This is a genomic window from Micromonospora sp. NPDC049171, from assembly GCF_040648275.1.
In the GTDB taxonomy this organism is placed as follows: domain Bacteria; phylum Actinomycetota; class Actinomycetes; order Mycobacteriales; family Micromonosporaceae; genus Micromonospora.
Map to the genome: position 1 here is coordinate 149047 of NZ_JBEZDJ010000005.1, position 23913 is coordinate 172959.

The window sequence follows — 23913 nt, forward strand, 5'->3', positions numbered from 1 at the left end:
GCCCGCCCGCTGAGCCCCGAACGGGCGCCGGTGCCCGATCAGGACACCGACGCCCGTGGGGCGAACCACCGGCTCAGCCGATCGTCTCCCGCTCCCGCCACGCGGTCCGCAGGGAGGTCCGGCCGTTGGTGCGCAGCAGCGACCCCTCGTACACCCGGGACCCGGCGAGCAGGAACGCACCGGCGGCGAGCAGCAGGATGACGAGCGAGACGAACGGTTCCCAACCGGCCGCGTCACCGGTGAACAGCCGCAGTGGCATCGCCGTGGGCGACGAGAACGGCAGGTAGGACAGCACCCGCATCGCGGTGTCGTTGTCGTTCAGGAAGATCACCGCGAAGAACGGCAGCATCACGGCGAGCTGCACCGGCGTCGACACGGCAGCGATGTCCTCCTGCCGGTTGGCCAGAGCGCCGGCCGCCGCCCACATCGCCGCGAGCAGCACGAAACCGAGCAGGAAGAACGGCACGAACCAGCCGATCGCCGGGGCGAGCAGGCTGAGCAGGCCGCCGCTGTCGCCCAGCTGGAGGCCGATTACCGCCACCACGGCGAGCAACGCGATCTGCGCGAACGCCAGGATGGCGCCGGCCACCACCTTGCCGGCCAACAGCGCCCGCACCGGCACGGCGGCGACCAGGATCTCCACGATCCGGGTCTGCTTCTCCTCGATGACGCTCTGCGCGATCTGCACACCGAACGTCTGCGAGGTGATGAAGAAGACGAACGCGAAGACGAACGGCACCAGGAACGCCACCACGGGGTCGACCGCGTCCGGGTCGAGCAGTTGCACCGAAGGCGCGCTGCTCAACGCCCGGACCACGTCGTCCGGGGCCTCGTCCATGGCGAGCACCTTCGGGCCGGCGACCACCGCGGCGTCCACGTCGTCGTCGCGGACGGCCTGCTCGGCGGCCCGGTCGTCCGGCACCACCCGGACCTCCAGGCCGGCGGCGCGCAGCGGACCGGCCGCACTCTCGGTCACCGCCACCGTGGACGGCCCGCCGGAGAGCAGCGGCGGCAGGATGGTGCCCGCCGCGGCGATCAGCAGGAAGAAAAGGGTGCCGAACAGGAAGGTGCGGTCGCGCAGCTTGACGCGGATCTCCCGTTCGGCGACCAGCCTCGTGGCCTGGGTGATGTTCACTGGGTGACCTCTCGGAAGATCTCGGTGAGCGAGGGGCTGACCGGGCGGAAGGCGCGGACCGGACCCCGCGCGAGGGCCGCCCGCAGCACGGGCTGCTCGTCGGCGCCGGCCGGCAGGTCGAAGACCACGCGCGGCCCGTCCAGCTCGACCAGGGTCACTCCGGGTTCGTCGCGTACCCAGCCGGCGTCGGTCGCCACCACCAACTCGTAGCGGGGCACGGTGTACGAGTCGCGGAGCTGCTGGCGGCTGCCGGCGGCCCGGATCGTCCCGTCCGCGATGATCACCAGGTCGTCGCAGAGGCGCTCCACGACGTCGAGTTGGTGGCTGGAGAAGAGCACCGGTGCTCCGGCTGCGGCGCGTTCCCGCAGCACGGTGACGACGGTGTCGACGGCGAGGGGGTCGAGGCCGGAGAACGGCTCGTCGAGCACCAGCACCTCGGGGTCGTGCACCAGCGCGGCGGCGATCTGGGCGCGTTGCTGGTTGCCCAGGGACAGCGTCTCCAGCAGGTCGTCGCCGCGTTCACCGAGCCCGACGCGGTCCAGCAATGCGTCGGTGGCCCGCCGTGCGGCGGGGGCGTCCAGGCCGTGCAGCCGGCCCAGGTACGTCACCTGCTCCCGGGTGGTCATCTTCGGGTAGAGGCCGCGCTCCTCCGGCATGTAGCCGAAGCGCCGCCGGTCCTGCCGGGTCAGCGTGGTGCCGCCCCAGCTCACCTCGCCGGCGTCCGGGGCGAGCACACCCAGGATGATGCGCATGGCGGTGGTCTTGCCGGCGCCGTTGGCGCCCACGAAGCCGGTCATCCGACCGGCCGCCACCTCGAAGGACACGTTCTTGAGCACCTGCCGGTCGCCGAAGCTACGGTCGACGCCGTCGAGGCGAAGCGTTCTGGTCACCCGTCCACGCTAGATCGAACAGCGTGTCCCGCCGTCCACCCGGTGGGTGAGCGGGCGGTCCGTCGCGCGGCGGATGGCGGTCAGCCGCCCGGCCGGACCACCCCGTTCTCGTACGCGAACACCACCGCCTGCACCCGGTCGCGCAGGCCGAGTTTGGCCAGCACCCTGCTCACGTGGGTCTTCACTGTCGCCTCGCCCAGGTGGATGGCCGCGGCGATCTCCGCGTTGCTCGATCCGGCGGCGAGCAGCACCAGCACCTCCCGTTCCCGTGGGGTCAGCCCGGCCAGTGCGGCGTCCGCCTCCGGCCCCCGGTGGGCGGTGCCCGCGGGGTCTCCGGGGCGGGCGAACGTGGAGATCACTCGGCGGGTGATCTCCGGGGCGAGCAGGCCGTCGCCCCTGGCCAGCACCCGGATCGCCTCGATCAGTTCCTCCGGTGTGCCGTTCTTCAACAGGAAACCGCTGGCCCCGGCCCGCAGCGCGGCGAACAGGTAGTCGTCCCGGTCGAAGGTCGTGAGGATCAGCACCGCCGGCCCACCGGGCCCGTCGGCGGTGATCTGCCGGGTGGCCTCCAGGCCGTCCATCCCGGGCATCTCCACATCCATGAGTACGACGTCGGGGCGGGTGGCGCGGGTCATGCGGACGGCCCGTTCGCCGTCGGCCGCCTCGCCGACCACCTCGATGTCGTCCTCCACCTCGAGGATGACCCGGAAGCCGGTGCGGACGAGGTGCTGGTCGTCGGCGAGCAGCACCCGGACGGCCCGACCCGTCGCCGACGTCTCGTGGGCGGGGAAGGCGCTCATGCCGTGCGCCTGGTGTCGGCGGCCGGCTGCCGTTCGTCGCTCGGCTCCCGCTGCGCCTGCAGCGGCGGGTCGGCCGGGGCCAGTGGGAAGCGGGCACGGACCCGCCATCCGCCGCCGGCACGCGGCCCGGCCTCCAGGTCGCCGTCGTGCGCGGTGACCCGTTCGCGCATTCCGATCAGGCCCAGCCCGACGGCGTCGGCTCGGCCGCCGGTTCGTCCGTCGTCTGTCACGTCGACCTCCACCTCCCGGGCCAGGTAGCGGACCCGCACGTCCAGCAGGTCCGCCCCGGCGTGTTTCAACGTGTTGGTCACCGCCTCCTGGGTCACCCGGTAGGCCGCCTGCGAGACCGATTCGGGCAGCGCGACCGGGTCGCCGTACACCCCGAGGGTTGCCGTCAGGCCCGCGGCCCGGGCCCGCTCGACCAGCTCGCCGATCCGATCGACGTCACCGGCGGCCGGCGGCGTGGCGTCGGCCGTGCCGGAGGTCCGCAGCACGCCCAGCATCCGGCGTAGCTCGTCGACGGCGGTGCGGGCGCTCTGCTCGATGGCGGTGAGCGCGGTGCGGGCCTTGCCCGGGTCGCGGTCGAACACCCGGCGGCAGGCCGACGCCTGCACCCCCATCACCGACACGTGGTGGGCGACCACGTCGTGCAGCTCCCGAGCGATCCGGACCCGTTCGCCGAGCACCGCCCGTTCCCGGGACTCGGCCTGCGACCGACGCAGGTCCTCGGCCTGGGTACGCAGCTCGTGTTCGCGGCGCGCGGCCACCCAGGCGGTCTCGCCGAAGAAGTAGGCGAAGCCGAGCGTCAGCACATTGATCAGCACGCCGCTGACCATCGCGGCGAGCACGGGTGGCACCGGACCGACCGCGTCGTCGAAGGCGTCGGGTGGGATGCGGTCGATCGTCACGGCGTAGTAGATCCCCAGCCAGGCGAACATCGTGATGATCACGCCGATCCGCAGCCGCCGGGCCAGCCGATGGTCCTGTCCCCAGGCGCCTGCGGTGTAGAGGACGCAGAACATCGCCCAGGCGGAGAACTGGGTCTCCGGCGCCGATCGTGCCTGCGCGGCGACGAACACCACCGAGACGATCAGCAGGGTCGCCGCCGGCCAGCGCCGCCGCCAGATCAGCGGCAGCGTCACCGCGACGGTCCAGAACAGCTGCTCCGGCCCGGACGGCGGCGGGCCCAGCAGGAACGCCCCGGCGCTGCGGGCCAGGGTGAGGCTCACCAGCGCCAGCCCGGTCACTCCCAGGCCGATCCACAGGTCGTTGCGGCGCTGCTGCGCCGTCGGACCCGGACGACGCCACTCCTCCGGCTGTCCCACGGTCATCCTGGAACGATGCCACGCCGCCCGGCGCGGGCATCGAGCGGGCGGACCGGGTGCCGGTCGGGCCCGACCCACGGGCGGCGGCCCGACGCGGGGTACGCGCCGGGCCGCCGGGTGGGTTCTCGCTCACGCCGTCTGACGGCGGGTCTTGATCGCGGTGTCGATCAGGTCCCAGATGACGACCACGGCGGCGCCCAGCGCGATGGCCAGGCCGAGGGCGTCGCGGTTGTCCGACTCAGCCAGCCAGGTCAGGCGCACGCCCAGGGTCGGGTTGAGCAGCCGGTCGGAGAGCGCCAGCCACACCAGCGGCACCGCGAACGCCAGGTTGAGCAGCGCCTTGGTGCCGAACAGGGCCCAGGTCCAGCGCCCGATCCGGTACTTGACGACCTCGAAGACCACGCTGGCGACCAGCACGACGATCAGCGCCGGCAGCCAGAAACTCCACAGCGCCGGGTCGAGGATCGGAACGTTCTCGCCGTCGGTGCTGGGCACCCAGGACTGGAAGTGCTGCAGGAAGAGGTACCCGATGGTCGCCACCGACATGACCACCGACGCGATGGTGTCGGCGAGCGGGATGCCCCGGCGCACCGGCGTGTCGGGCAGATCATCGAGGTTCCACTCCGGCACGTCCACACCCGACTGGGAGCGCTCGATGAGGACGAAGACCAGGGTGAGCCAGAAGCAGATGTGCACCGTCACGTGCAGGGCGACGACGATGCCTGGCCCGATGGCGCCGAAACCCTTGCCGCTGGCGGCTTCGACGACTGTGACGATCGTGCCGGCGAGCGCCGGGATGAAGCTGAGCAGCAGCTTCAACAGTCGCAGCCAGAGCAGGTAGTAGGTCGGCCCGATGAGCTGTAGCTGGCGGTCGGCGTACCGGGCGGCCAGCACGTCCGGGTTGCCCAGCTCGGTGAGCACCTCCCGCTCGGCGGTGGCCGGGTCTGCGCCACCGTCGGTCCGGCCCTCGATCATGTCGTCGATGGAGGCCCGCAGCTCGGTGGCGATCTCGTCGCGACGCTGGGCGGGCACCGAGCGCAGGGTGGCGGCGAGGTAGCGGTTGGTCAGGGTGTTCATCGGTCCACTCCTTGGATCAGCCCGGTGATGGAGGTCTGCACGGCGGCGAGGTCGTCGAGAAGCCGGCTCAGCATCGACTCGCCCTCGTCGCTGGTCCGGTAGAACTTGCGCGGCCGGCTCTCCTCGGTGTTCCACTCGCTGGTCAGCAGCCCCTGGTCCTCCAGGCGGCGCAGCAGCGGGTAGAGCGTGTTGGCGTCCACCGGAAAGCCGTGGTCGGTGAGCCGTTGCAGCAGTGCGTAGCCGTAGTCCGGTCGGCGCAGCGCGACCAGGCTGGCCACCACGACGGTGCCTCGACGCAACTCCTGTAGGTGCGTCCGTAGAACGTCCTCGCTAACCATGTGTCACACCATAGTGTGTGTCACACAGCATTGTCTACAACCACATCATCGTGCCGCTCACAGATCTATGCGCCGGACAGCATGCGGGCGCCCGGCACGAACCGGGCGCCCCGCATGCCTGACACCGCTCAGCAGGCCGAACCCTGGCGGAAGTTCCGCTCGACGAAGTCGGCCGGCCCGACCTGGAAGTAGCCCACGCCCGGCCGGATCGGGTGCCCGGTGAACAGCTCGACCCGCGAGCCCACCCGCACGAGGTACGCCTCGGCGTCCCCCGCGTCGTTGCGGATCAGCGAGCCGCGCCGGCCGTAGATCGCCGCCAACTCGTCGAACGACATCCCGACCGTGGCACCGGCGGGGGACCGCGGCGGTGCGGTGGCCGTACCGACCTCCACCAGTCGCCCGTCGCGGAAGGCCAACAGGAGCACGCCGGCCCAGGAACCGGTCACGCCCGCGTGCACCACCCCGGCACAGCCCGGCGCGGTCCAGTCGATGTGCCCGTCCGCGGTGAGCGTGCGCAGGCTGGCGCCGATCCGGTACACACCGGCGCCGGCGACGCTGAGCACCTGCGGGTGGCTGTGCCCGACAGCGGCGGCGAGCGGGCCGCGCGCCGAGGCAGGCGCGGTGCCGCCGGCCCGGGCTGCCGCCGCTGCCGGACCGGCGACGGCCGCCGGGGCCAGCGTGCCGAACGCCAACGCGGCGGTGGTGAGGAGGATCGTGGGACGGTTCATGGTGGCTCCTTCGGTGATGGGTCTCCTGCCCTGTTAGTCACCGCGCCGGGGCCAACGGTTCGTCGGGTTTCCGACCGACCCGGTCTACGCTCCAAAGAAACGCCGGCCGGGGGTGACGCGGTGACGGCTCCGCTGCGAATCGGGCCCTACGCCATCGAACGCCTGCTGGGCGTCGGCTCGTTCGCGACAGTCTGGCTGGGCTACGACCCGGCGCTCGACGCGCACGTGGCGATCAAGGTGCTGGCCGAGAACTGGAGCCACGACCTGCGGGTCCGCGAACGCTTCCGCGACGAGGCCCGGCTGCTGCGGCGGCTGGAGCACGAGCGGCTGGTGCGGGTGCACGCCGTCGGTGAGCTGCCCGACGGCCGACCGTACGCGGTCCTGGCCTGGGCGGACGGGGGGAGCCTGCGGGACCGCCTGGCCACCGGTGAGCTTCCCGCGCCGGCGGCGCTGCGGCTGCTCGGCGAGATCTGCGCCGGGGTCGCCGTGCTGCACCGGCACGGCGTCGTGCACCGCGATCTCACCCCGGGCAACATCCTGTTCCACTCCGCCGGTCCGGACGACCCGGACGCCGAACGGGTGCTGATCGCCGACCTCGGTCTCGCCAAGGCGCTCGCCGCCGCCTCCGGGCTGACCGCCCGAGCCGGTACCCCGGGTTACATGGCCCCCGAACAGGACGACCCGGGCGCGGTGGTCGACACCCGCGCCGACGTGTACGGGCTCGGCCGCCTCGGCATCCGTCTGCTGGGCGCCGATCCATCGGACGGGCATCCGTCCCGGCCCGACCCGCCGGGGCACGCGCCAGACCCGCCGGGACAAGCGCCAGACCCGCCGCGGTACGCGGCCAGAGCCGACCCGACACGGCACGCCCCGGAGATCCGACTGCGGGCGGGCGTGCCGCCAGCGGTCGCGGCGGTGCTCGCCCAGGCCACCGCCCACCACCCGGCCGACCGCTATTCCGACGCCGCGACCCTGCACGCCGCGCTGACCCGCGCGAGCGGCCCGGTGGGGCGGCCCGTGAGCGGCCCGACGGAGCGGCCCGTCGCGCCGACCCCCGCGAGCGGCCCGGTGGGGCTGGCTGCGGCGAGCGGGCCCGCGCGACAGCGGCCGGCACCTCGGCGCGGGGACCGTCGCCCGTACCGGTTGCGGATGGCCGGGGCCGCTGTCGTGGCCGTCGCCGCAGTCGGTGCGGTGGGCGCCGAGCCGGGTGGCGCCGGGTCGGCTCGGCCGGTCGGCGGCACGTACACGACCGGGCCGTTGACCGTGGTGTTGCCGGCCGGCTGGTCCGCCGCGGGGGCGACCTGGGCCGGTCAGTACGGCGCCGACGGCGAACCCGAACCAGCGCTGGTGATGTCACCGCAACCCCGCCGGTGGGCCGCCGATCCTCACCTGCCCGGCGCGTTCGTGGGCCTCTCCGCCACCACTGCGGCACGCACCACCCCGGCCGGGTTCCTGGCCGAGCGCACCCACGGTGACTGCGCGCCCGCCCCGGCCCGCACCACCAGGCAGGCGGACGTCGAGTGGACGGTGGTGACGTACCGCTGTGACCGGGGCCGGCCGAGCATCGTCGAGTCGGCGGGCCTGCATCCCGCCCGACACGCCCTGGTGTACGCGCAGATCACCCCGCCGGTGGACAGCGGGCCCGACTTCGTGGACACCCTGCTCGCCGGAGTGCGCCTGCGGTAGGTGCGGCTGAACGCGCCCGTGGTGCTCTGGCGGAGCTACGCGCGGGGAGCCGGCGCGACCCTGCGCGCCGCCATCGAGTCGTCGTCGCACCCAGCCCGGCTGGTGCAGACCAACCCGTACGCGCACTGGCTGATGATCGCCGGGGTGGTCGGCACGGCGGCCGGTGTCGAACGGATCATCGAGCAACCGGGCGAGCGGCCGGGCGCGCGATGGCCGCGCTCGTCCTGGGCGGTGCCGGGCTGGTGCTGTGCGGTCGGGCGGTGCTCGAGTACGAGGTCTACGAGCGGTTGCCGTTGTCCCACGTCCTCGGTGTCGTCGTGACGATCGCTCTTGCCCCGGTCGCGCCGCACCTGCCCGGTCTGGCGGTGAGCGTCGCCGCCGGCCTGGTGCTGCTGGGGGTCGCGGCTACCGAGTTCCTGCGGGCCCGGCGCCGAGCAAAACGGAAACCTGGCCGCTCGAGGTGCGGCCGTGCCTGATCTCCCGCACGGTACGGACCGCGAAATGCGGTCGGACTCTCTTGTGCGGATAGGTCTGTAATGCAAAGCTAACTGCATGACACACGAATCCGCTCCCCAGGCGGACGGGCCTCACGAGCTGTTGGCGGCCGTGCGCGACCTGACACACCAGGTCCGTGTCGCCCAGCGCGGCACCTGGTTTCCACTGCTGGTCTTCGCGGTGATCACCCTGGTCGCGATACCCGTCTACCGGTACGCCCCCTACCTCGACCTCTTCGACACCTGCCGATCCCGCCCGCAGCACACGGTCTGCATGGCTCCCAACCCCGCGCAGCTCGGGTACTGGACTGTCGCGCTGGTGCTCGCCTACGCGGCGATCGCAGGCTTCTACGTCAGGCAGTCCCGACGCCGTGGCGTGGGCACCCCGATCCGCCCCTACGTCGTCGTCGGCGTCGCGTTGGCCGTACTGATGGCAGCCGTGTCGATCTGGCTGACGTTCCACCCGCTCATCCCCGTCCCCGCCGACCCCTTCTCCACCGACCCGGTCGAGATCGAGGCCGGGCCGGCGGCATGGCTCATCAACGGGCTGGCCAGTCCCATCGCGGTCATCGCGATGGCGCTGCTGGTGCTCGCGTGGGTCGAACGCAACTGGGCGCTGCTGGCGTACAGCCTCGTCTACCTGGCGATCGTGATGGTGCAGGGCGGCCAGGTCATCCACTCGACCTCGCCGTGGTTCTTCCTGCAGTACCTGCTCGTCCCGGCGGCGCTGCTGCTGCTCGGCAGTGCCGCCTTCGCCCTGATCCGGCCGACCACCGAGGCTTCGGGGCGATGACCGACCATCCCACCAACGGCCTCGACGACGTGGTCCACCAGCGCGTCCGACTGGGCATCCTGGCCATCGCGCACCAGGCCCGCCAGGTCGAGTTCGGTTTCCTGCGCACCACCCTGCAGCTGACCGCGGGCAACCTCGGGCAGCACCTGACCGTCCTGGAAAAGGCCGAGCTGATTGAGATCGAGAAGGGCTACGAGGGCAAGCGCCCACGCACCTGGGTGACTCTCACCGCTGCCGGTCAGGCAGCCCTGCGCGATGAGATCGCCCACCTCAAGCAACTCATCCATCAGGTCGAACAAGCGGAGACGGCGCCGACCGCCGATCGGTGACCGGCGGGCAGCCGACGTGTGCCGTCTAACGAACGAGATTCACGACCCGGGAGGCAGGACCTAGCGGACCACCACGGTGATGGTGTGCTCCCGGCCGTCCTTGGGGACCGTCACGGCAACGGTGCCGGGGCGGACGAAGCGGACGTCCACCACGCCCGCCTCGTACTGCTGGGAGACCAGCTCCGGACGGTCCACGGTGACGAGCCCCGGCCCGATGCCCTGGATCCGCAGCACCGCACCGGTGGCGAAGCAGAGTGATCGCAGCAGCTCGATCTCGGTGTCGGCGAGCGGCAGGTCGTAGCGGACCGCGCCCTGGCAGGCCGGCGTCGCGTCGGTCGGCGGGGGAGTCGTTCGGGGCGTACCCCTGGTTCTGGTGGGTGTGGGCGGTGTCGCGACCGGGCGTGCGCTTGTCGGCGGCGGTCGCGACGGCGACCCGCCCGGCACGGGCAGGGCCGGGATCGTGGCGGTCGCGGAGGACACGGCGGTCGCGGCGGGCGTCGGTGTCGACGGGCTCGGGCCGGGCGGTTGGACGGGCAGTGGCGAGACGGCGTCGCTGCCGCAGGCGGCAACCCCCACGGTGGCCGCGAGGACGACGACGAGCCGGCGCAACGACGCCCGGCTCATTCGGCGCCGAGTCGTTGCCGGACCTGCCGGCGGGCCAGGTGCAACCGGGACTTCACCGTGCCCACCGGCATGTCGAGCAGGGCGGCGATCTCGGGGTAGCTCAGCCCGAGCACGTCGCGCAGGGCCACCACCTCGGCGAGGTCGGGATGGACCGAGTCGAAGGCGTCCAGCAGGTCGAGGCGGGTGCCCGCGACCACGCTCGTCCGTCGCGGGTCGGCCCGGTCGGGCAGCGGTACGCCGTCAGCCTCCACCCGCCAGCGGCGGCGCAGCGTGCGGTAGGTCGAGCGGGCCCGGTTGGCGGTCAACCGGTGCAGCCAGGTGCGGAACGAGGAGCGTCCCTCGAACCGGGTGATGCCGTTGGCCAGCGCCAACAGCGTGTCCTGGCAGGCCTCCTCGGCGTCCTCCCGGTTGGGCAGGAACCGTGCGCACAGCCGCAGCACCTCCGGGCGCACCGCGACCAGCAGGGCGTCCAGTGCCGCCGGGTCGCCGTGCGCGGCGGACCGGGCCAGGGCGTCGACGTCGTCCGCGTCGGGCATGCCGGGTGTCCAATGCTCGCCGGTGCCGATCCCCGAGCGTACGACCGCCGACGCTGTTTGACACCGCTCCGGTCCGCCACCCGACCCGCCCTATTCGAAGCGGGACACGTCCCCGGCGCCCCGGCGCAGGATCTCCGGCTCCGGGCCGGACAGGTCGATCACGGTCGTCGGCTCCTTGCCGCAGTCGCCCGCGTCGAGCACCGCGTCGAGCTGGTGGTCGAGCCGTTCCTTGATCTCCCAACCCTGGGTCATCGGCTCGTCGTCGCCGGGCAGGACCAGGGTGCTCGACACCAGCGGCTCGGCCAGCTCGGCCAGCAGCGCCTGGGTGACGGTGTGCCGGGGCACCCGCACACCGACGGTGCGCTTCTTGGGGTGCAGCATCCGGCGGGGCACCTCCTTGGTGGCCGGCAGGATGAAGGTGTAGCTGCCCGGGGTGGACGCCTTGACCAGTCGGAAGACCGAGTTGCTGATCTGCACGAACTGGCCGAGCTGTGCGAAGTCCCGGCAGACGAGCGTGAAGTGGTGCCGGTCGTCGAGGTGGCGGATCTGGCGGATCCGATCCAGGCCGTCCGGGTTGCCCAACTGGACGCCGAGCGCGTAGCAGGAGTCCGTCGGGTAGGCGACCAGCCCACCACCGCGGATCAGGTCGGCGACCTGGCCGATGGTCCGGGGCTGGGGGTTCTCGGGGTGCACGTCGTAGTACCTCGCCATGCTGATCAGCCTAGGCGCTCCCACCCGGCGACGAGGAGACGCGGGCCACGGCCGTCGGCGCGGGCGGTGGAGCCGTCGAGATCACCTCGGTAGGGTAGGTGCCGGTCGGCTCCGACCAACAAGATCCACACCGCCGGGGGGCGCCAGGCATGGCCGATTCGTTCGCGCATCTGCACGTGCACACCGAATACTCGATGCTCGACGGAGCGGCCCGACTCAAGGACCTGTTCATCGAGGCCAACCGGCTCGGCATGTCGGCGGTGGCGATCACCGACCACGGCAACATGCACGGCGCGAACGACTTCTACAAGCAGGCGATGGCCGCCGGGATCACCCCGATCCTGGGCGTCGAGGCGTACGTGGCGCCGGAGTCGCGCTATCACAAGGCGCGGGTCAAGTGGGGTCGGCCGGAGCAGAAGAGCGACGACGTCTCCGGTAACGGCGCGATCACCCACAAGACGATGTGGGCGAAGAACGCGCAGGGCCTGAAGAACCTGTTCACCCTCAACTCGCGGGCGTCCATGGAGGGGCACTACATCAAGTGGCCCCGGATGGACATGGAGTTGATCGCCGAGTACGCCGAGGGCATCATGGCCACCACCGGCTGCCCGTCCGGCGCGGTGCAGACCCGCCTGCGGCTCGGCCAGTTCGACGAGGCCCTCAAGGTCGCGGCCACCTACCAGGACATCTTCGGCAAGGACAACTACTTCGTCGAGATCATGGACCACGGCCTCTCCATCGAGAGTCGGGTCCGCGAGGGTCTCACCGAGATCTCCCGCAAGCTGAACATCCCGCCGGTGGTCACCAACGACTCGCACTACACGGTCGAGGAGCAGGCCACCGCGCACGACGTGCTGCTCTGTGTGCAGACGGCCAGCAACATCGACGACCCCAACCGGTTCCGCCTCGAGGGCGGCGGCTACTTCATCAAGAGTGCCGACCAGATGCGCGGGGTCGACTCGTCCGAGTTGTGGCAGCAGGGGTGCCGCAACACGCTGCTGGTCGCCGAGAAGGTCGACCCGACCGGGATGTTCGAGTTCCACAACCTGATGCCGCGCTTCCCGGTGCCCGACGGGGAGACCGAGGAGTCCTGGTTCCGCAAGGAGACGTTCGCCGGCCTGGGCCGCCGCTACCCGAACGGCATCCCGGAGGGGCACGTCGTCCAGGCCGAGTACGAGCTGGGCGTCATCAACCAGATGGGCTTCCCGTCCTACTTCCTCGTGGTCGCCGACTTCATCCAGTGGGCGAAGAAGCAGGGCATCGCGGTGGGCCCGGGTCGTGGTTCGGCCGCCGGCTCGCTCGTCGCGTACGCGCTGGGCATCACCGACCTGGACCCGATCCAGCACGGGCTGATCTTCGAGCGGTTCCTCAACCCCGAGCGGGTCTCGATGCCGGATGTCGACATCGACTTCGACGAGCGTCGGCGCGGTGAGGTGATCAAGTACGTCACCGACAAGTGGGGTGAGGACAAGGTCGCCCAGATCGCCACGTTCGGCACGATCAAGGCGAAGGCCGCGATCAAGGACTCGGCCCGGGTGCTGGGCTTCCCGTACGCGGTCGGCGACCGGATCACCAAGGCGATGCCGCCGGCCGTGATGGGCAAGGACATCCCGCTCACCGGCATCTTCGACAACAAGCACCCCCGCTACGCCGAGGCCGGCGAGATCCGTGGCCTGTACGACTCCGACCCGGACGTCCGCAAGGTGATCGACACGGCCAAGGGCATCGAGGGTCTGATCCGGCAGACCGGTGTGCACGCCGCCGGCGTCATCATGTCCGCCGAGCCGATCATCGAGCACATCCCGTTGATGCGCCGCGACGCCGACGGGGCGATCATCACGCAGTTCGACTACCCGACCTGCGAGTCGCTCGGGCTGCTGAAGATGGACTTCCTCGGCCTGCGCAACCTGACGATCATCGACGACGCGGTCAAGAACATCGAGCTCAACCACGGCCTCAAGCTCGACCTGCTGGCCCTTCCGCTGGACGACAAGCCCGCGTACGAGCTGCTGGCCCGCGGTGACACCCTGGGCGTGTTCCAGCTCGACGGTGGGCCGATGCGGTCGCTGCTGCGGCTGATGAAGCCGGACAACTTCGAGGACATCTCCGCCGTCCTGGCGCTGTACCGGCCCGGCCCGATGGGCGTCGACTCGCACACCAACTACGCGCTGCGCAAGAACGGCCTCCAGGAGATCACCCCGATCCACCCGGAGCTGGAGGAGCCGCTGCGGGAGATCCTGGCCCCCACCCACGGCCTGATCGTCTACCAGGAGCAGGTGCAGCGCGCCGCGCAGATCCTCGCCGGCTACACGCTGGGTCAGGCGGACCTGCTGCGCCGGGCGATGGGTAAGAAGAAGAAGGAGATCCTCGACAAGGAGTTCATCCCGTTCCGGGACGGCTGCCGCGAGCGCGGTTACTCCGACGAGGCGATCCAGGCGGTGTGGGACGTCCTGGTGCCGTTCGCCGGGTACGCCTTCAACAAGGCGCACTCCGCCGCGTACGGCCTGGTCTCCTACTGGACCGCGTACCTGAAGGCGCACTACCCGGCGGAGTACATGGCCGGGCTGCTGACCAGCGTCGGTGACGACAAGGACAAGATGGCGCTGTACCTGTCCGAGTGTCGCCGGATGCGCATCCAGGTGCTTCCACCGGACGTGAACACCTCGGCCGGCCCGTTCACCCCGGTCGGCAAGGACATCCGCTTCGGCCTGGCCGCGGTGCGCAACGTCGGCGCGAACGTGGTCGCCTCGATCATGCGCTGCCGCCAGGAGAAGGGCGACTACACCGACTTCTACGACTTCCTGTCCAAGGTGGACGCGGTGGTCTGCAACAAGAAGACGATCGAATCACTGATCAAGGCCGGTGCGTTCGACTCCCTGGAGCACCCCCGCAAGGGCCTGCTCGCGGTGCACGCCGACGCCATCGACGCGTACGCCGACGTGAAGCGCAAGGAGGCGGTCGGCCAGTACGACCTCTTCGGTGCCGGCTTCGGTGACGCCGACACCGGCAGCACGACGGTGATGCCGACAATCGGTGACAGCGAGTGGGACAAGCGCGACAAGCTGGCCTTCGAGCGCGAGATGCTCGGCCTGTACGTCTCCGACCACCCGCTGTTCGGCCTGGAGCACATCCTCGGCGCGGCGGCCGACACCACGATCGCCTCCCTCGCCGAGGACGGCGCGGTGCCCGACGGGGCGGTGGTCACCCTCGCCGGCATCCTGTCCGGGGTGCAGCGCCGGGTCACCAAGCAGGGCCGCGCCTGGGCCTCGGCCACCCTGGAAGACCTGGCCGGTGGGGTGGAGGCGCTGTTCTTCCCCAACACCTACGAGGTGATCGGCCAGTACATCGCCGAGGACGCCATCGTGGTGGTCAAGGGCCGGGTGGACCGCCGCGACGACACACCCCGGATCATGGCGATGGACATGTCCATGCCGGACGTCAGCACCAGCGCCACCAACAAGCCGGTCACCCTCACCATCCCGGTACACCGCTGCACACCACCGCTGGTGGAGCGCCTCAAGGAGACCCTGGTCCTGCACCCCGGCGACACCGAGGTACACGTCAAGCTGCAGAACGGCGGGCGCACCACCACCCTGCGGCTGGGCCCGTTCCGGGTGGCGGCGACGACCGCGCTGATGGGTGACCTGAAGAGCGTCCTCGGCCCGGCCAACGTGAGCTGACGGGGCCGCGACCCGGCCGGCGCGCGCCGGCCGGGCCGCGGACGGCCGGGCTCAGGCTCAGGCCCGGTCGGGTGCCCCGATCTCCCGCAGCTGGCCGTCGGCCAGCCGCAACCAGCGCCGCACGCCGATCTCGGCCAGGAACCGTTCGTCGTGGCTGACCACCACAAACGCACCCTGGTACGCGGACAGCGCGCTCTCCAACTGGGCGACGCTGACCAGGTCCAGGTTGTTCGTCGGCTCGTCGAGCAGCAGCAGTTGCGGCGCCGGTTCGGCGCAGAGCACACACGCCAGGGTGGCGCGCAGCCGCTCACCGCCGGAGAGCACCCCGACGGGCAGGTTCACCCGGTTGCCCCGGAACAGGAACCGGGCCAGCAGGTTCATCCGCGTGGCGTCGGGCAGGCTCGGCGCGTACGCGGCGAAGTTCTCCGCCACCGTACGGTCGAGGTCCAGCAGGTCCAGCCGCTGCGACAGGTACGCGATCCGCCCGTCGCCGCGCTTCAGCTCACCGCCGGACGGTTGCAGGTCGCCGTTGACCAGGCGCAGCAGTGTCGACTTGCCGACGCCGTTGCCGCCGGTGAGGGCGATCCGCTCCGGCCCCCGGATCACCAGGTCGGCGCCGTCGCCGCCGAACAGCTCCCGGTCGTCGAAGCGGGCCCGCATCCCCTGGCCGGAGAAGACCGTGCGCCCGCCCGGGACTGTGGTGTCCGGCAGGTCCACGACGATGCGGTCCTCGTCGCGGACCGCCCGGCCGGCCTCGTCGAGTCGAGCCTTGGCCTGACCGAGCCGGGCCGAGTGTGTCTCGTGAGACTTTCCGGCGGACTCCTGCGCGTTGCGCTTCATGGTGCCGGCAAAGATCTTCGGCAGGCCGGCGTTCTTCAGGTTCTTCGAGGCGTTGCTGGCCCGCCGGTCGGCGCGTTCCCGGGCCTGCTGCATCTCCCGTTTCTCCCGCTTGACCTCCTGCTCGGCGTTGCGCAGGTTGCTCTCGGCCACGTCCCGGGCCGCCCGCACTGCCTCGGTGTACGCGGTGAAGTTGCCCCCGTACCAGCGGATCTCGCCCTGCTCCAGCTCGGCGATGCGGTCCATCCGGTCCAACAGTTCCCGGTCGTGGCTGACCAGCAGCAGGCACCCGGACCAGTCGGTCAGCACGTCGTACAGCCGGTGCCGGGCCGCCAGATCCAGGTTGTTCGTCGGCTCGTCGAGCAGCAGCACGTCCGGACGGCGCAGCAGTTGCGCCGCCAGGCCGAGGGACACCACCTGGCCGCCGCTGAGGGTGTGCAGCCGCCGGTCGAGGGTCAGCTCGCCCAGGCCGAGGCGGTCCAGCTCGGAGCGGGTGCGCTCCTCGATGTCCCAGTCGTCGCCGATCGTGGCGAAGTGCTCCTCGCCGGCGTCGCCAGCCTCGATGGCGTGCAGCGCCGCGATCCGCTCGGCGACGCCCAGCACCTGCGCCACGGTCAGGTCGCCGACCAGCGGCAGGGTCTGCGGGAGGTAGCCGAGCAGGCCGTCGACGGTGACGCTCCCGCCGCTGGGCCGCAGCTCCCCGGCGATCAACCGCAGCAGGGTGCTCTTACCGGCGCCGTTGGGCGCGACCAGGCCGGTGCGACCGCCCGGGACGGTGCAGGACAGCTCCGAGAAGACCGGAGTGTCGTCCGGCCAGGAGAAGGACAGGTTCGAGCAGACGATGTACGCATCAGACATGCGAGTGACCTCAGAGGGTGGGGTGGGCGCGCCTCAGCCGCCCGACGACACGGGACCGGTGCAACGACGGCATGGCCACGGCGGCCGCGCACACGCGCGCCGCACCGCTGGCCGAACATGTCCGGTCTCACCCGGAGATGTCGTCGTCACCCGCCATGTCTGGTCTCCCCAGTCGTACCGCCAACCCAACTCGCCGAGTCTAACAACGGATCCCCACCCCGCCACCGGGTTCCCGTCGCGGCGACGCCGATCCGTTCAGCGGGGGCGATATTCGACCTCGGGGCGGCCGGGGGTGCCGTAGCGGGGGCTGCGGGCGGCCCGGTCCACGGTGACCAGGTACTCCAGGTAGCGGCGGGCGGTCACCCGGGAGATGCCGGTCGCCGCGCTCACCTCGGTCGCGGACAGTCCCACCTGTGGGTCGGTCCGGTCGGCCAGCGCCACGCGTACCCGATCGAGGGTCTGCGCGTCGAGGCCTTTGGGCAGGCTGTGCCCGGCGGTGCCGCGCAGGGTGGCGAACATCTGGTCCACCTCGTGCTGGGCGGCCACCTCGCCGTCGGCGAGGGCCTGCGCGCGGTAGTCGGCGTAGCGTTCCAGCTTGTCGCGGAACGCCGCGAACGTGAACGGCTTGAGCAGGTAGTGGGTCACCCCGAGGGACACCGCGGTGCGCACCACCGCCAGGTCCCGGGCGCTCGTCACCGCCAGCACGTCGACGTCGCTGCCGGCGGCCCGCAGCGCCCGGCAGACGTCCAGACCGTGCAGGTCGGGCAGCCGAAAATCCAGGAGTACGAGGTCCACGTCGCCGCCGCCGCGCAGCGCCGCCATCGCCGCCCGCGCGGTGTGCGCCACCCCGACCACCACGAAACCAGGAACCCGTTCGGTGTACGCGCAGTGCGCCTCGGCGAGCAGCGGCTCGTCCTCGACGACCAGCACCCGGATGTCGGTCATCAGTGCTCACCTCCGTTCGGCAGGCGGACGGTGAACAGGCTGCCGCCGTCGTCCGAGCGGCCCACCTGGTAGCTGCCGCCGTGCCGGCGGACCACCTGCCCGACAAGTGCCAGGCCGAGGCCCCGGCCGGTGCTCTTGGTGGACCAGCCGCGCCGGAACGCGTCGGCCACCCGCTCCGGGGCCAGCCCGGGGCCACTGTCGGCGACCCGGACCACCAACTCGTCCTCGAACGTGCCGACGAGGACCCGCACCCGGCGGGGCGCAGACGTGCCGGCCACCGCCTCCAGGGCGTTGTCGACCAGGTTGCCGACCACGGTGAGCAGGTCGCCGGTCGGCAGTGGGCTGTCGTCGAGGCGGCAGTCCGGCTCGACGACCAGGTCGACCCCGCGCTCGCTGGCCTGCGCCGACTTGCCGAGCAGCAGCGCGGCCAGGGCCGGCTCGGTGACCGCGCCGACTACCCGGTCGGTCAACTGCTGGGCCAGGGCGAGGTCCCGGGTGCCGAGCCGGACGGCCTCGTCGGCGCGGCCCAACTCCACGAGCGTCAGCACGGTGTGCAGCCGGTTGGCCGACTCGTGGGTCTGCGCCTGCAACGCCTCGGTCAGCGCTCGCACCGAGTCCAGCTCACTGGCCAGGGTGCGCAGCTCGGTCTGGTCGCGCAGGGTCAACACGGTGCCGAGCACCGCGCCCTCGAAACGGGTGGTCCGCTGGTTGGCGACGAGCACCCGGTCACCGGCGAGGACGGGTTCGTCGCGGGCGTCGCGCCCGGAGCCGAGCAGGTCGGCCACCGCGGGCGGCAGGTCGATCCCGGCGACCGGCCTGTCGATCACCGGCGCGTCCACGTCGAGCCCCACCAGCCGGCGACCCTCGTCGTTGATCAACGCGATCCGCCGGTCGGTGGTCAGCACCACGAGACCCTCGCGCACCGAGTGCAGGACCGCGTCGTAGTACTCGTACATCCGGGTCATCTGTGCCGGACCGAGACCGTGCGTCTGGCGGCGCAACCGGCGGCTGAGCAGCCAGGAACCGGTCGCCGCGAGCGCCAGGGCCGGCGCGGCGACACCGAACAGCACCGGCAACTGGCCCAGCAGCTTGCGGTTGATCGCCCTGGTGGTGATGCCCACCGAGACCAGGCCGATGATGCGCCGCCGCTCGTCGTACACCGGGACCACCGCGCGCACCGACTCGCCGAGCGTGCCGACGTTGGTGGTGGTGAACGCGTGGCCGGCCAGGGCGGGCCCGATGTCCCCGACGAACGGCTCGCCGATCCGTTCCCGGGTGGGGTGCGAGAAACGGGTGCGGTCGGGGGCCATCACCACCACGAAGTCGGTGCCCGTCGCCTGCCGGGTCGATTCGGCGTACGGCTGGAGGATCCTCGCGGGGTCGGCGGTCGTGAGGGCCGCGCGGACGTCGGGGGAGCCGGCGACGGTCTGTGCCACCGCGAGCACCTCCTCCTGCGCGGCCTGGCGGGAGTCGCTGCGGGCCAGCCAGACGGCACCGGCCGCGCCGGCCAGCACGAGCAGCGTCACCACCACCGCCTGGAGGGCGAAGAGTTGCCCCGCGATGCTCCACTGACGTCGGGCCACCTCCACCACCTCCTCGTCGCGCCGCCGCCGTTGTCGGGTTCGCGGTGAACAGAATGACCGCAAGGCTGTCAACGGGTGAGACACGGTTCACATTGTCGACATGGACACCACCGCATCCACCACCTCACCGGCACCGGCGGTCCGCCGGGACCGTACCCGTTACCTGTACCTCGCCGTCATCGTGGCCGTGCTCGCCGGCATCGTGGTTGGCCTGGTGGCCCCCGATTTCGGCAAGGAACTCAAGCCGATCGGCACCGGCTTCGTCAACCTGATCAAGATGATGATCAGCCCGGTCATCTTCTGCACCATCGTGCTCGGCGTCGGGTCCGTCCGGCAGGCCGCGAAGGTCGGCAAGGTCGGCGGCCTCGCCCTCGGCTACTTCCTCACCATGTCGACGGTGGCGCTCGCCATCGGCCTGGTCGTCGGCAATCTCATCCACCCCGGTTCCGGCCTGAACCTGGGCGCGGACCTCGCGGGCGCGGGCAAGGCCGCCGCCGGTGACGAGGCCGCGGGTACGACGGAGTTCCTGCTCGGCATCATCCCGACCACGATGCTCTCCGCGCTCACCGAGGGCGAGGTGCTCCAGACGCTGCTGGTGGCCCTGCTCGTCGGCTTCGCGGTGCAGGCCATGGGTCGGCGCGGCGAGCCGGTGCTCGGCGCGATCGCCGTCATCCAGCGCGTCGTGTTCAAGGTCCTCGCCATGATCATGTGGCTGGCGCCGCTCGGCGCCTTCGGTGCCATGGCCGCCGTGGTCGGCGCGACAGGCGTGGACGCGCTCAAGAGCCTCGCCCAGATCATGCTGGGCTTCTACGCGACCTGCCTGATCTTCGTGCTGGTGTTCCTCGGCGCGCTGCTCTGGTTCGTGGCCCGGATCTCGATCTTCTCGCTGCTGCGCTACCTCGGCCGGGAGTTCCTGCTGATCCTGTCGACCTCGTCGTCGGAGTCGGCGCTGCCGCGGCTGATCGCGAAGATGGAACACTTCGGGGTGAGCAAGCCGGTCGTCGGCATCACGGTGCCGACCGGATACTCGTTCAACCTGGACGGCACGGCGATCTACCTGACCATGGCGTCGCTGTTCATCGCCGACGCGCTGGGCAACCCGCTCTCCATCGGCGAGCAGGTGTCGCTGCTGCTGTTCATGATCATCGCGTCGAAGGGTGCGGCGGGCGTGACCGGCGCCGGCATCGCGACCCTGGCCGGCGGCCTCCAGTCGCACCGGCCCGACCTGGTCGACGGGGTCGGGCTGATCGTGGGCATCGACCGGTTCATGTCGGAGGCTCGGGCGCTCACCAACTTCGCCGGCAACGCCGTGGCGACTGTGCTGGTGGGCACCTGGACCGGTGAGTTCGACCGGGACCGGGCGGTCGGCGTGCTGCGCGGTGACGACCCGTTCGACGAGGCCACCATGCTGGACGAGCACGACGACGAGTCGGCGGCACGCCCCGACGAGGCAACCACGCCGGCCGGCGTCCCCGCCTGACCGTCCACGCTGGCCGGTCTGGCCCCCGCGGTGCGTGGCCGGGTGCTGCTGCACTCCTGGGCGCGTGAGCTGGGTGCCTCGCCGGGAGCGCTGTCGCACCGGCACGTCAACGCCCTGGACGCCCTGGTCACTGACTGGCACGGCCAGGGCCCGACCGATCTGCCCGGGGGTCTTCGGGTGCTCCGCCGCGGCGGCCGACTGTCGCCGCTGAGCCCCGGCTGATCCGCCGCCGGTCGACGCCTCGAACGCACCTCGCCGAGGACCTGCCCCACCACCCTGCGGACCCTTTGCTCTGCACCCGCCGATGCGCCAGTTACGGACCGTGCGCGGTGCACGGGCGGGTGCAGAGCAAAGGCGGCGTGGGTGGTGCATCGGTCGGCCGCCTGCCCGGGTCGTTCAGCGGTACGAGCCGGTGCCGAGGGCCTCAGCCGCTGTGCGCCCGGTCCCGGAAGCTGGTCCGGTCCGACCCGACGGCGTGAACTGAGTGCAGAGTTCGACGGGGCTCCGCTGTCGCTGCACCGGCGCTTCCTCGGCTGGGTGCGGTGAGCATCATCCGGGCCGGAGACGAGAAGTTCCACTACAGCGACGGGTCACACAGGTGGATCCCGCCCAGCCCCGACTACGACCAGGAGGTCTGGGACGAGCAGGTCCGCCAGCACAAGCAGGCTCACCTGCGGAACGAGCATCCGAAGGTCCGCATCCACCGCCTCGTCTGACGCGTCGGCACTCGTCAGCTCGTTGCCCGCAGGGCCGCCGCACAGAACTCGGCCGGTGGCAGGTATTCGTGGGCGGCCACGTAGTGGAGCAGGAGCTGAGGCGCGGCGTACGCGACGCCGTCGCCCCGTACCTCGAATTCGGCGCTCTCGCGGGCGAGCACGCCCTGCCGATAGGCTTCACTGGCGTCTTCGCCCATGTCCCGGACGCAGATTTCGCAGTAGTGGTGCCCGCGAGTCTGGCGGACCCGGGCCTTGGCCAACTCGGTCAGGGCTGGCAGCAACCCGTTCGGGGGAGCGCCGGTCGGGAACGGATGCGAGGCGTCCAGCCAGCCGACGTTGAGCAGCGGTTCGTCGGATGCCCCTTGCTCGTCCTCCTCATGCCGCTCCAGGTACGTGTACGGCGTCAGGTCCGCGAAGTACGTCACGGGTTCTGTCTACCCCAGGAGCACTTGACAGGCGGTGTGTGCGCTAACATCGACAACCACCACTGCCTGTCGGGAGGTCCGATGACGCTCGTCCTCGCGCGCTCCACCGCACGTCGGATGGCCGGGCTCACGGCGCTGGTCGTGCTGCTCGCCGTCGGCCTCACCGTCATCTCCCCGAAGCCGGCCATGGCGTGGGACAACGGCACGGCGGACACCCCGCCGATGGGGTGGAACAGCTACGACTCGTTCAACTGGCGGGTCACCGAGTCCGACGTCCGGGCCAACGCCGACTACATGCGCGACAACCTGCGCCAACACGGCTGGCAGTACGTCGTCATCGACTGGGCCTGGTACTACCCAGGCCAGCACAACAACAGCCCCAACCAGGACGCCAACCTGAATCCCCGGCTGCGGATGGACGCCAACGGGCGCCTGCTGCCGGACACCACGCGGTTTCCCTCGGCGGCGGGCGACAACGGGTTCAAGCCTCTCGCCGACTACGTGCACGCCCAGGGGCTGAAGTTCGGCGTCCACCTGATGCGCGGCATCCCCCGCCAGGCGGTCGCCGACAACGTGCCGATCCTCGGCACCAACTGCCGAGCCAACCAGATCAACAACACCACCACCGCGGCCTGGCTCAACCTGATGTGGGGCCTGAACATGTCCAACGCCTGCGCGCAGGCGTACCTGGACTCGGTCTTCCAGCTCCTGGCCGGCTGGGGCGTCGACTACGTGAAGGTGGACGACATCGCGGCCCCGACGTACCGGCAGGCCGAGGTCGAGGGTTACCGGACCGCGATCCAGCACAGCGGCCGGCCGATGGTGCTGAGCCTGTCGCCGGGCGCGACACCGCTGGCCAGCGGCGGGCACGTGCGGGACAACGCGCACATGTGGCGCATCGTCAACGACCTGTGGGACAACTGGTCGTCGCTCGACGCGCTCTTCGACCAGTTGCGCAACTGGACGCCGTACCGAACAACGGGTGCCTGGCCTGATCCGGACATGATCCCGATCGGGCGGCTGTCGAAGTACGGCCCGGTCGGCTCACCCCGCTACTCCGCGCTCACCGCCGACGAGCAGCGCACCCTCATGACCCTGTGGGCGATCAACCGGGCGCCGCTGATGTGGGGCGGCAACCTGGTCGAGAACCGCGCCGCCGAGCTGGCGTTGATGACCAACGCGGCGGTGCTCGCCGTCGACCAGAACAGCGCGAACAACCGCCAGCTCGTCGGCGGCACCCGGCAGGTGTGGACCGCCGACGTTCCGGGCAGCGACCACCGGTACGTGGCGCTGTTCAACCGGGAGAGTGCCACCGCCAACGTCTCGGTGAACCTGGCCGACCTGGGCATCGGCTCGGCCGTCGTCACGGACCTGTGGTCCGGCACCGGCCTCGGCACCGTCACCGGCACGCTCACCCGCTCCCTGCCCGCCCACGGGAGTGGCCTGTATCGGCTGGCGCCGCAGACCACAGTCCCCCCGCCGACCACCTACACGGTGGCTGCCCGGCACAGCGGCAAGTTCCTCGACGTCTCCAACGCGTCCACGGCGGATGGTGCCAACGTCGTGCAGTGGGCCGCGAACGGGCAGGCCAACCAGCGGTGGCGGATCCAGGACGCCGGCGGCGGCTACTCCACGGTGACAAGTGCCAGCAGCGGCAAGTGCCTCGACGTGTACGGCGGCACGAGTGCCACCGGCGACGGCGTCCGGGTCATCCAGTGGGCCTGCAACGGCGGCACCAACCAGCAGTGGCGGGTCGAGGACCTCGGCACCGGCTACGTCAGGTTCGTCGCCCGCCACAGCGGGAAGTGCCTGGACGTGCTGAACTCCGCCACCGCGGACGGTGCACAGGTCGGGCAGTGGGCCTGCGGCACCGGCACCAACCAGCAGTGGCGCCGCACCGGCGTGTAGGCAGCGGCGTGCCGC

The 23913-nt window shown here is 71.4% G+C and carries 23 protein-coding genes and 1 pseudogene; 9 read left to right on the forward strand and 15 right to left on the reverse strand.

The window, feature by feature from the left end; all coding sequences use genetic code 11:
- Positions 1 to 73 precede the first annotated feature (73 nt).
- From AB0B14_RS08555 to AB0B14_RS08585, 7 genes are all read right to left on the reverse strand, one after another.
- On the reverse strand, positions 74 to 1135 hold the full coding sequence (locus tag AB0B14_RS08555) for an ABC transporter permease (protein ID WP_357069163.1): 1062 nt from the start codon (positions 1133 to 1135) through the stop codon (positions 74 to 76).
- Positions 1132 to 2025, reverse strand: a complete 894-nt coding sequence (locus AB0B14_RS08560) for an ATP-binding cassette domain-containing protein (protein WP_357069165.1) — start codon at positions 2023 to 2025, stop codon at positions 1132 to 1134. Before AB0B14_RS08560 ends, AB0B14_RS08555 begins: the two co-directional genes overlap by 4 nt.
- Before the next feature lie 80 nt (positions 2026 to 2105).
- Entirely contained in the window at positions 2106 to 2825 is a 720-nt protein-coding gene (locus AB0B14_RS08565; protein WP_357069167.1) for a response regulator transcription factor, read from the reverse strand.
- On the reverse strand, positions 2822 to 4156 hold the full coding sequence (locus tag AB0B14_RS08570; RefSeq protein WP_357522007.1) for a sensor histidine kinase: 1335 nt from the start codon (positions 4154 to 4156) through the stop codon (positions 2822 to 2824). Before AB0B14_RS08570 ends, AB0B14_RS08565 begins: the two co-directional genes overlap by 4 nt.
- 123 nt (positions 4157 to 4279) lie before the next feature.
- On the reverse strand, positions 4280 to 5227 hold the full coding sequence (locus AB0B14_RS08575) for a permease prefix domain 1-containing protein (protein ID WP_357069171.1): 948 nt from the start codon (positions 5225 to 5227) through the stop codon (positions 4280 to 4282).
- Positions 5224 to 5565 carry a PadR family transcriptional regulator gene (locus AB0B14_RS08580; protein WP_110564981.1) on the reverse strand — a complete coding sequence of 114 codons (342 nt, stop codon included), beginning with the start codon at positions 5563 to 5565 and terminating at the stop codon, positions 5224 to 5226. The genes AB0B14_RS08575 and AB0B14_RS08580 overlap by 4 nt, the downstream gene beginning before the upstream one ends.
- A gap of 128 nt (positions 5566 to 5693) precedes the next feature.
- Positions 5694 to 6293, reverse strand: coding sequence for a hypothetical protein (locus AB0B14_RS08585; RefSeq protein ID WP_357069173.1), 600 nt, complete (start codon positions 6291 to 6293; stop codon positions 5694 to 5696).
- Between the two features lie 120 nt (positions 6294 to 6413).
- Here AB0B14_RS08585 and AB0B14_RS08590 point away from each other — a divergent pair, with 120 nt between their 5' ends.
- Positions 6414 to 7979 (forward strand): protein kinase, encoded by a 1566-nt coding sequence (locus AB0B14_RS08590; RefSeq protein ID WP_357522009.1) that lies wholly within the window; start codon positions 6414 to 6416, stop codon positions 7977 to 7979.
- A gap of 35 nt (positions 7980 to 8014) precedes the next feature.
- Here the strand turns inward: AB0B14_RS08590 and AB0B14_RS08595 are convergent, their stop codons facing one another.
- The gene (locus tag AB0B14_RS08595) at positions 8015 to 8158 is read right to left on the reverse strand and encodes a hypothetical protein (RefSeq protein WP_357069466.1); all 144 of its coding nucleotides are present in this window, start codon (positions 8156 to 8158) and stop codon (positions 8015 to 8017) included.
- A gap of 30 nt (positions 8159 to 8188) precedes the next feature.
- Here AB0B14_RS08595 and AB0B14_RS08600 point away from each other — a divergent pair, with 30 nt between their 5' ends.
- From AB0B14_RS08600 to AB0B14_RS08610, 3 genes are all read left to right on the forward strand, one after another.
- Positions 8189 to 8455 carry a hypothetical protein gene (locus AB0B14_RS08600; RefSeq protein WP_357522011.1) on the forward strand — a complete coding sequence of 89 codons (267 nt, stop codon included), beginning with the start codon at positions 8189 to 8191 and terminating at the stop codon, positions 8453 to 8455.
- 76 nt (positions 8456 to 8531) lie between these two features.
- Complete coding sequence (locus tag AB0B14_RS08605; protein WP_357522013.1) at positions 8532 to 9266, forward strand: hypothetical protein; 735 nt, start codon at positions 8532 to 8534, stop codon at positions 9264 to 9266.
- Entirely contained in the window at positions 9263 to 9595 is a 333-nt protein-coding gene (locus AB0B14_RS08610; protein ID WP_357069181.1) for a transcriptional regulator, read from the forward strand. The genes AB0B14_RS08605 and AB0B14_RS08610 overlap by 4 nt, the downstream gene beginning before the upstream one ends.
- A 60-nt stretch (positions 9596 to 9655) precedes the next feature.
- Here AB0B14_RS08610 and AB0B14_RS08615 read toward each other — a convergent pair whose 3' ends face one another.
- The 3 genes from AB0B14_RS08615 to AB0B14_RS08625 form a co-directional block, all read right to left on the reverse strand.
- A complete protein-coding gene (locus tag AB0B14_RS08615) occupies positions 9656 to 10219 on the reverse strand; it encodes a hypothetical protein (protein WP_357069183.1) in 564 nt (187 codons plus the stop codon).
- Positions 10216 to 10755 carry an RNA polymerase sigma factor gene (locus AB0B14_RS08620; RefSeq protein WP_357069185.1) on the reverse strand — a complete coding sequence of 180 codons (540 nt, stop codon included), beginning with the start codon at positions 10753 to 10755 and terminating at the stop codon, positions 10216 to 10218. Before AB0B14_RS08620 ends, AB0B14_RS08615 begins: the two co-directional genes overlap by 4 nt.
- A gap of 90 nt (positions 10756 to 10845) precedes the next feature.
- Entirely contained in the window at positions 10846 to 11466 is a 621-nt protein-coding gene (locus AB0B14_RS08625; RefSeq protein ID WP_357069187.1) for an L-threonylcarbamoyladenylate synthase, read from the reverse strand.
- Positions 11467 to 11615: 149 nt separating this feature from the next.
- Between AB0B14_RS08625 and dnaE the strand changes: the two genes are divergently transcribed.
- Positions 11616 to 15146: a DNA polymerase III subunit alpha gene (gene dnaE / locus AB0B14_RS08630; protein ID WP_357069189.1), complete on the forward strand. Its 3531-nt coding sequence runs from the start codon at positions 11616 to 11618 to the stop codon at positions 15144 to 15146.
- A 57-nt stretch (positions 15147 to 15203) separates the two neighbouring features.
- Here the strand turns inward: dnaE and abc-f are convergent, their stop codons facing one another.
- The 3 genes from abc-f to AB0B14_RS08645 form a co-directional block, all read right to left on the reverse strand.
- Positions 15204 to 16841 carry a ribosomal protection-like ABC-F family protein gene (abc-f, locus tag AB0B14_RS08635; RefSeq protein WP_357522015.1) on the reverse strand — a complete coding sequence of 546 codons (1638 nt, stop codon included), beginning with the start codon at positions 16839 to 16841 and terminating at the stop codon, positions 15204 to 15206.
- Positions 16842 to 17096: 255 nt separating this feature from the next.
- On the reverse strand, positions 17097 to 17786 hold the full coding sequence (locus tag AB0B14_RS08640) for a response regulator (protein ID WP_357522017.1): 690 nt from the start codon (positions 17784 to 17786) through the stop codon (positions 17097 to 17099).
- Positions 17786 to 19369: a sensor histidine kinase gene (locus AB0B14_RS08645; RefSeq protein ID WP_357069195.1), complete on the reverse strand. Its 1584-nt coding sequence runs from the start codon at positions 19367 to 19369 to the stop codon at positions 17786 to 17788. The genes AB0B14_RS08640 and AB0B14_RS08645 overlap by 1 nt, the downstream gene beginning before the upstream one ends.
- Positions 19370 to 19469: 100 nt before the next feature.
- On the opposite strand from AB0B14_RS08645, the gene AB0B14_RS08650 reads away from it, so the two are divergent.
- The 3 genes and pseudogenes from AB0B14_RS08650 to AB0B14_RS08660 all read left to right on the forward strand — a co-directional run bounded on the left by AB0B14_RS08650 (position 19470) and on the right by AB0B14_RS08660 (position 21565).
- Positions 19470 to 20849: a cation:dicarboxylase symporter family transporter gene (locus tag AB0B14_RS08650; protein ID WP_357069197.1), complete on the forward strand. Its 1380-nt coding sequence runs from the start codon at positions 19470 to 19472 to the stop codon at positions 20847 to 20849.
- A gap of 9 nt (positions 20850 to 20858) precedes the next feature.
- Positions 20859 to 21071: pseudogene (locus AB0B14_RS08655) on the forward strand (TilS substrate-binding domain-containing protein); the annotation flags it as partial.
- A 320-nt stretch (positions 21072 to 21391) separates the two neighbouring features.
- Positions 21392 to 21565: a hypothetical protein gene (locus AB0B14_RS08660; protein ID WP_357069199.1), complete on the forward strand. Its 174-nt coding sequence runs from the start codon at positions 21392 to 21394 to the stop codon at positions 21563 to 21565.
- 14 nt (positions 21566 to 21579) lie between these two features.
- On the opposite strand, the gene AB0B14_RS08665 is transcribed toward AB0B14_RS08660, so the two are convergent.
- Positions 21580 to 21990 carry a hypothetical protein gene (locus AB0B14_RS08665; protein ID WP_357522019.1) on the reverse strand — a complete coding sequence of 137 codons (411 nt, stop codon included), beginning with the start codon at positions 21988 to 21990 and terminating at the stop codon, positions 21580 to 21582.
- Positions 21991 to 22071: 81 nt separating this feature from the next.
- On the opposite strand from AB0B14_RS08665, the gene AB0B14_RS08670 reads away from it, so the two are divergent.
- A complete protein-coding gene (locus tag AB0B14_RS08670; protein ID WP_357522021.1) occupies positions 22072 to 23898 on the forward strand; it encodes an alpha-galactosidase in 1827 nt (608 codons plus the stop codon).
- Positions 23899 to 23913: the final 15 nt, after the last annotated feature.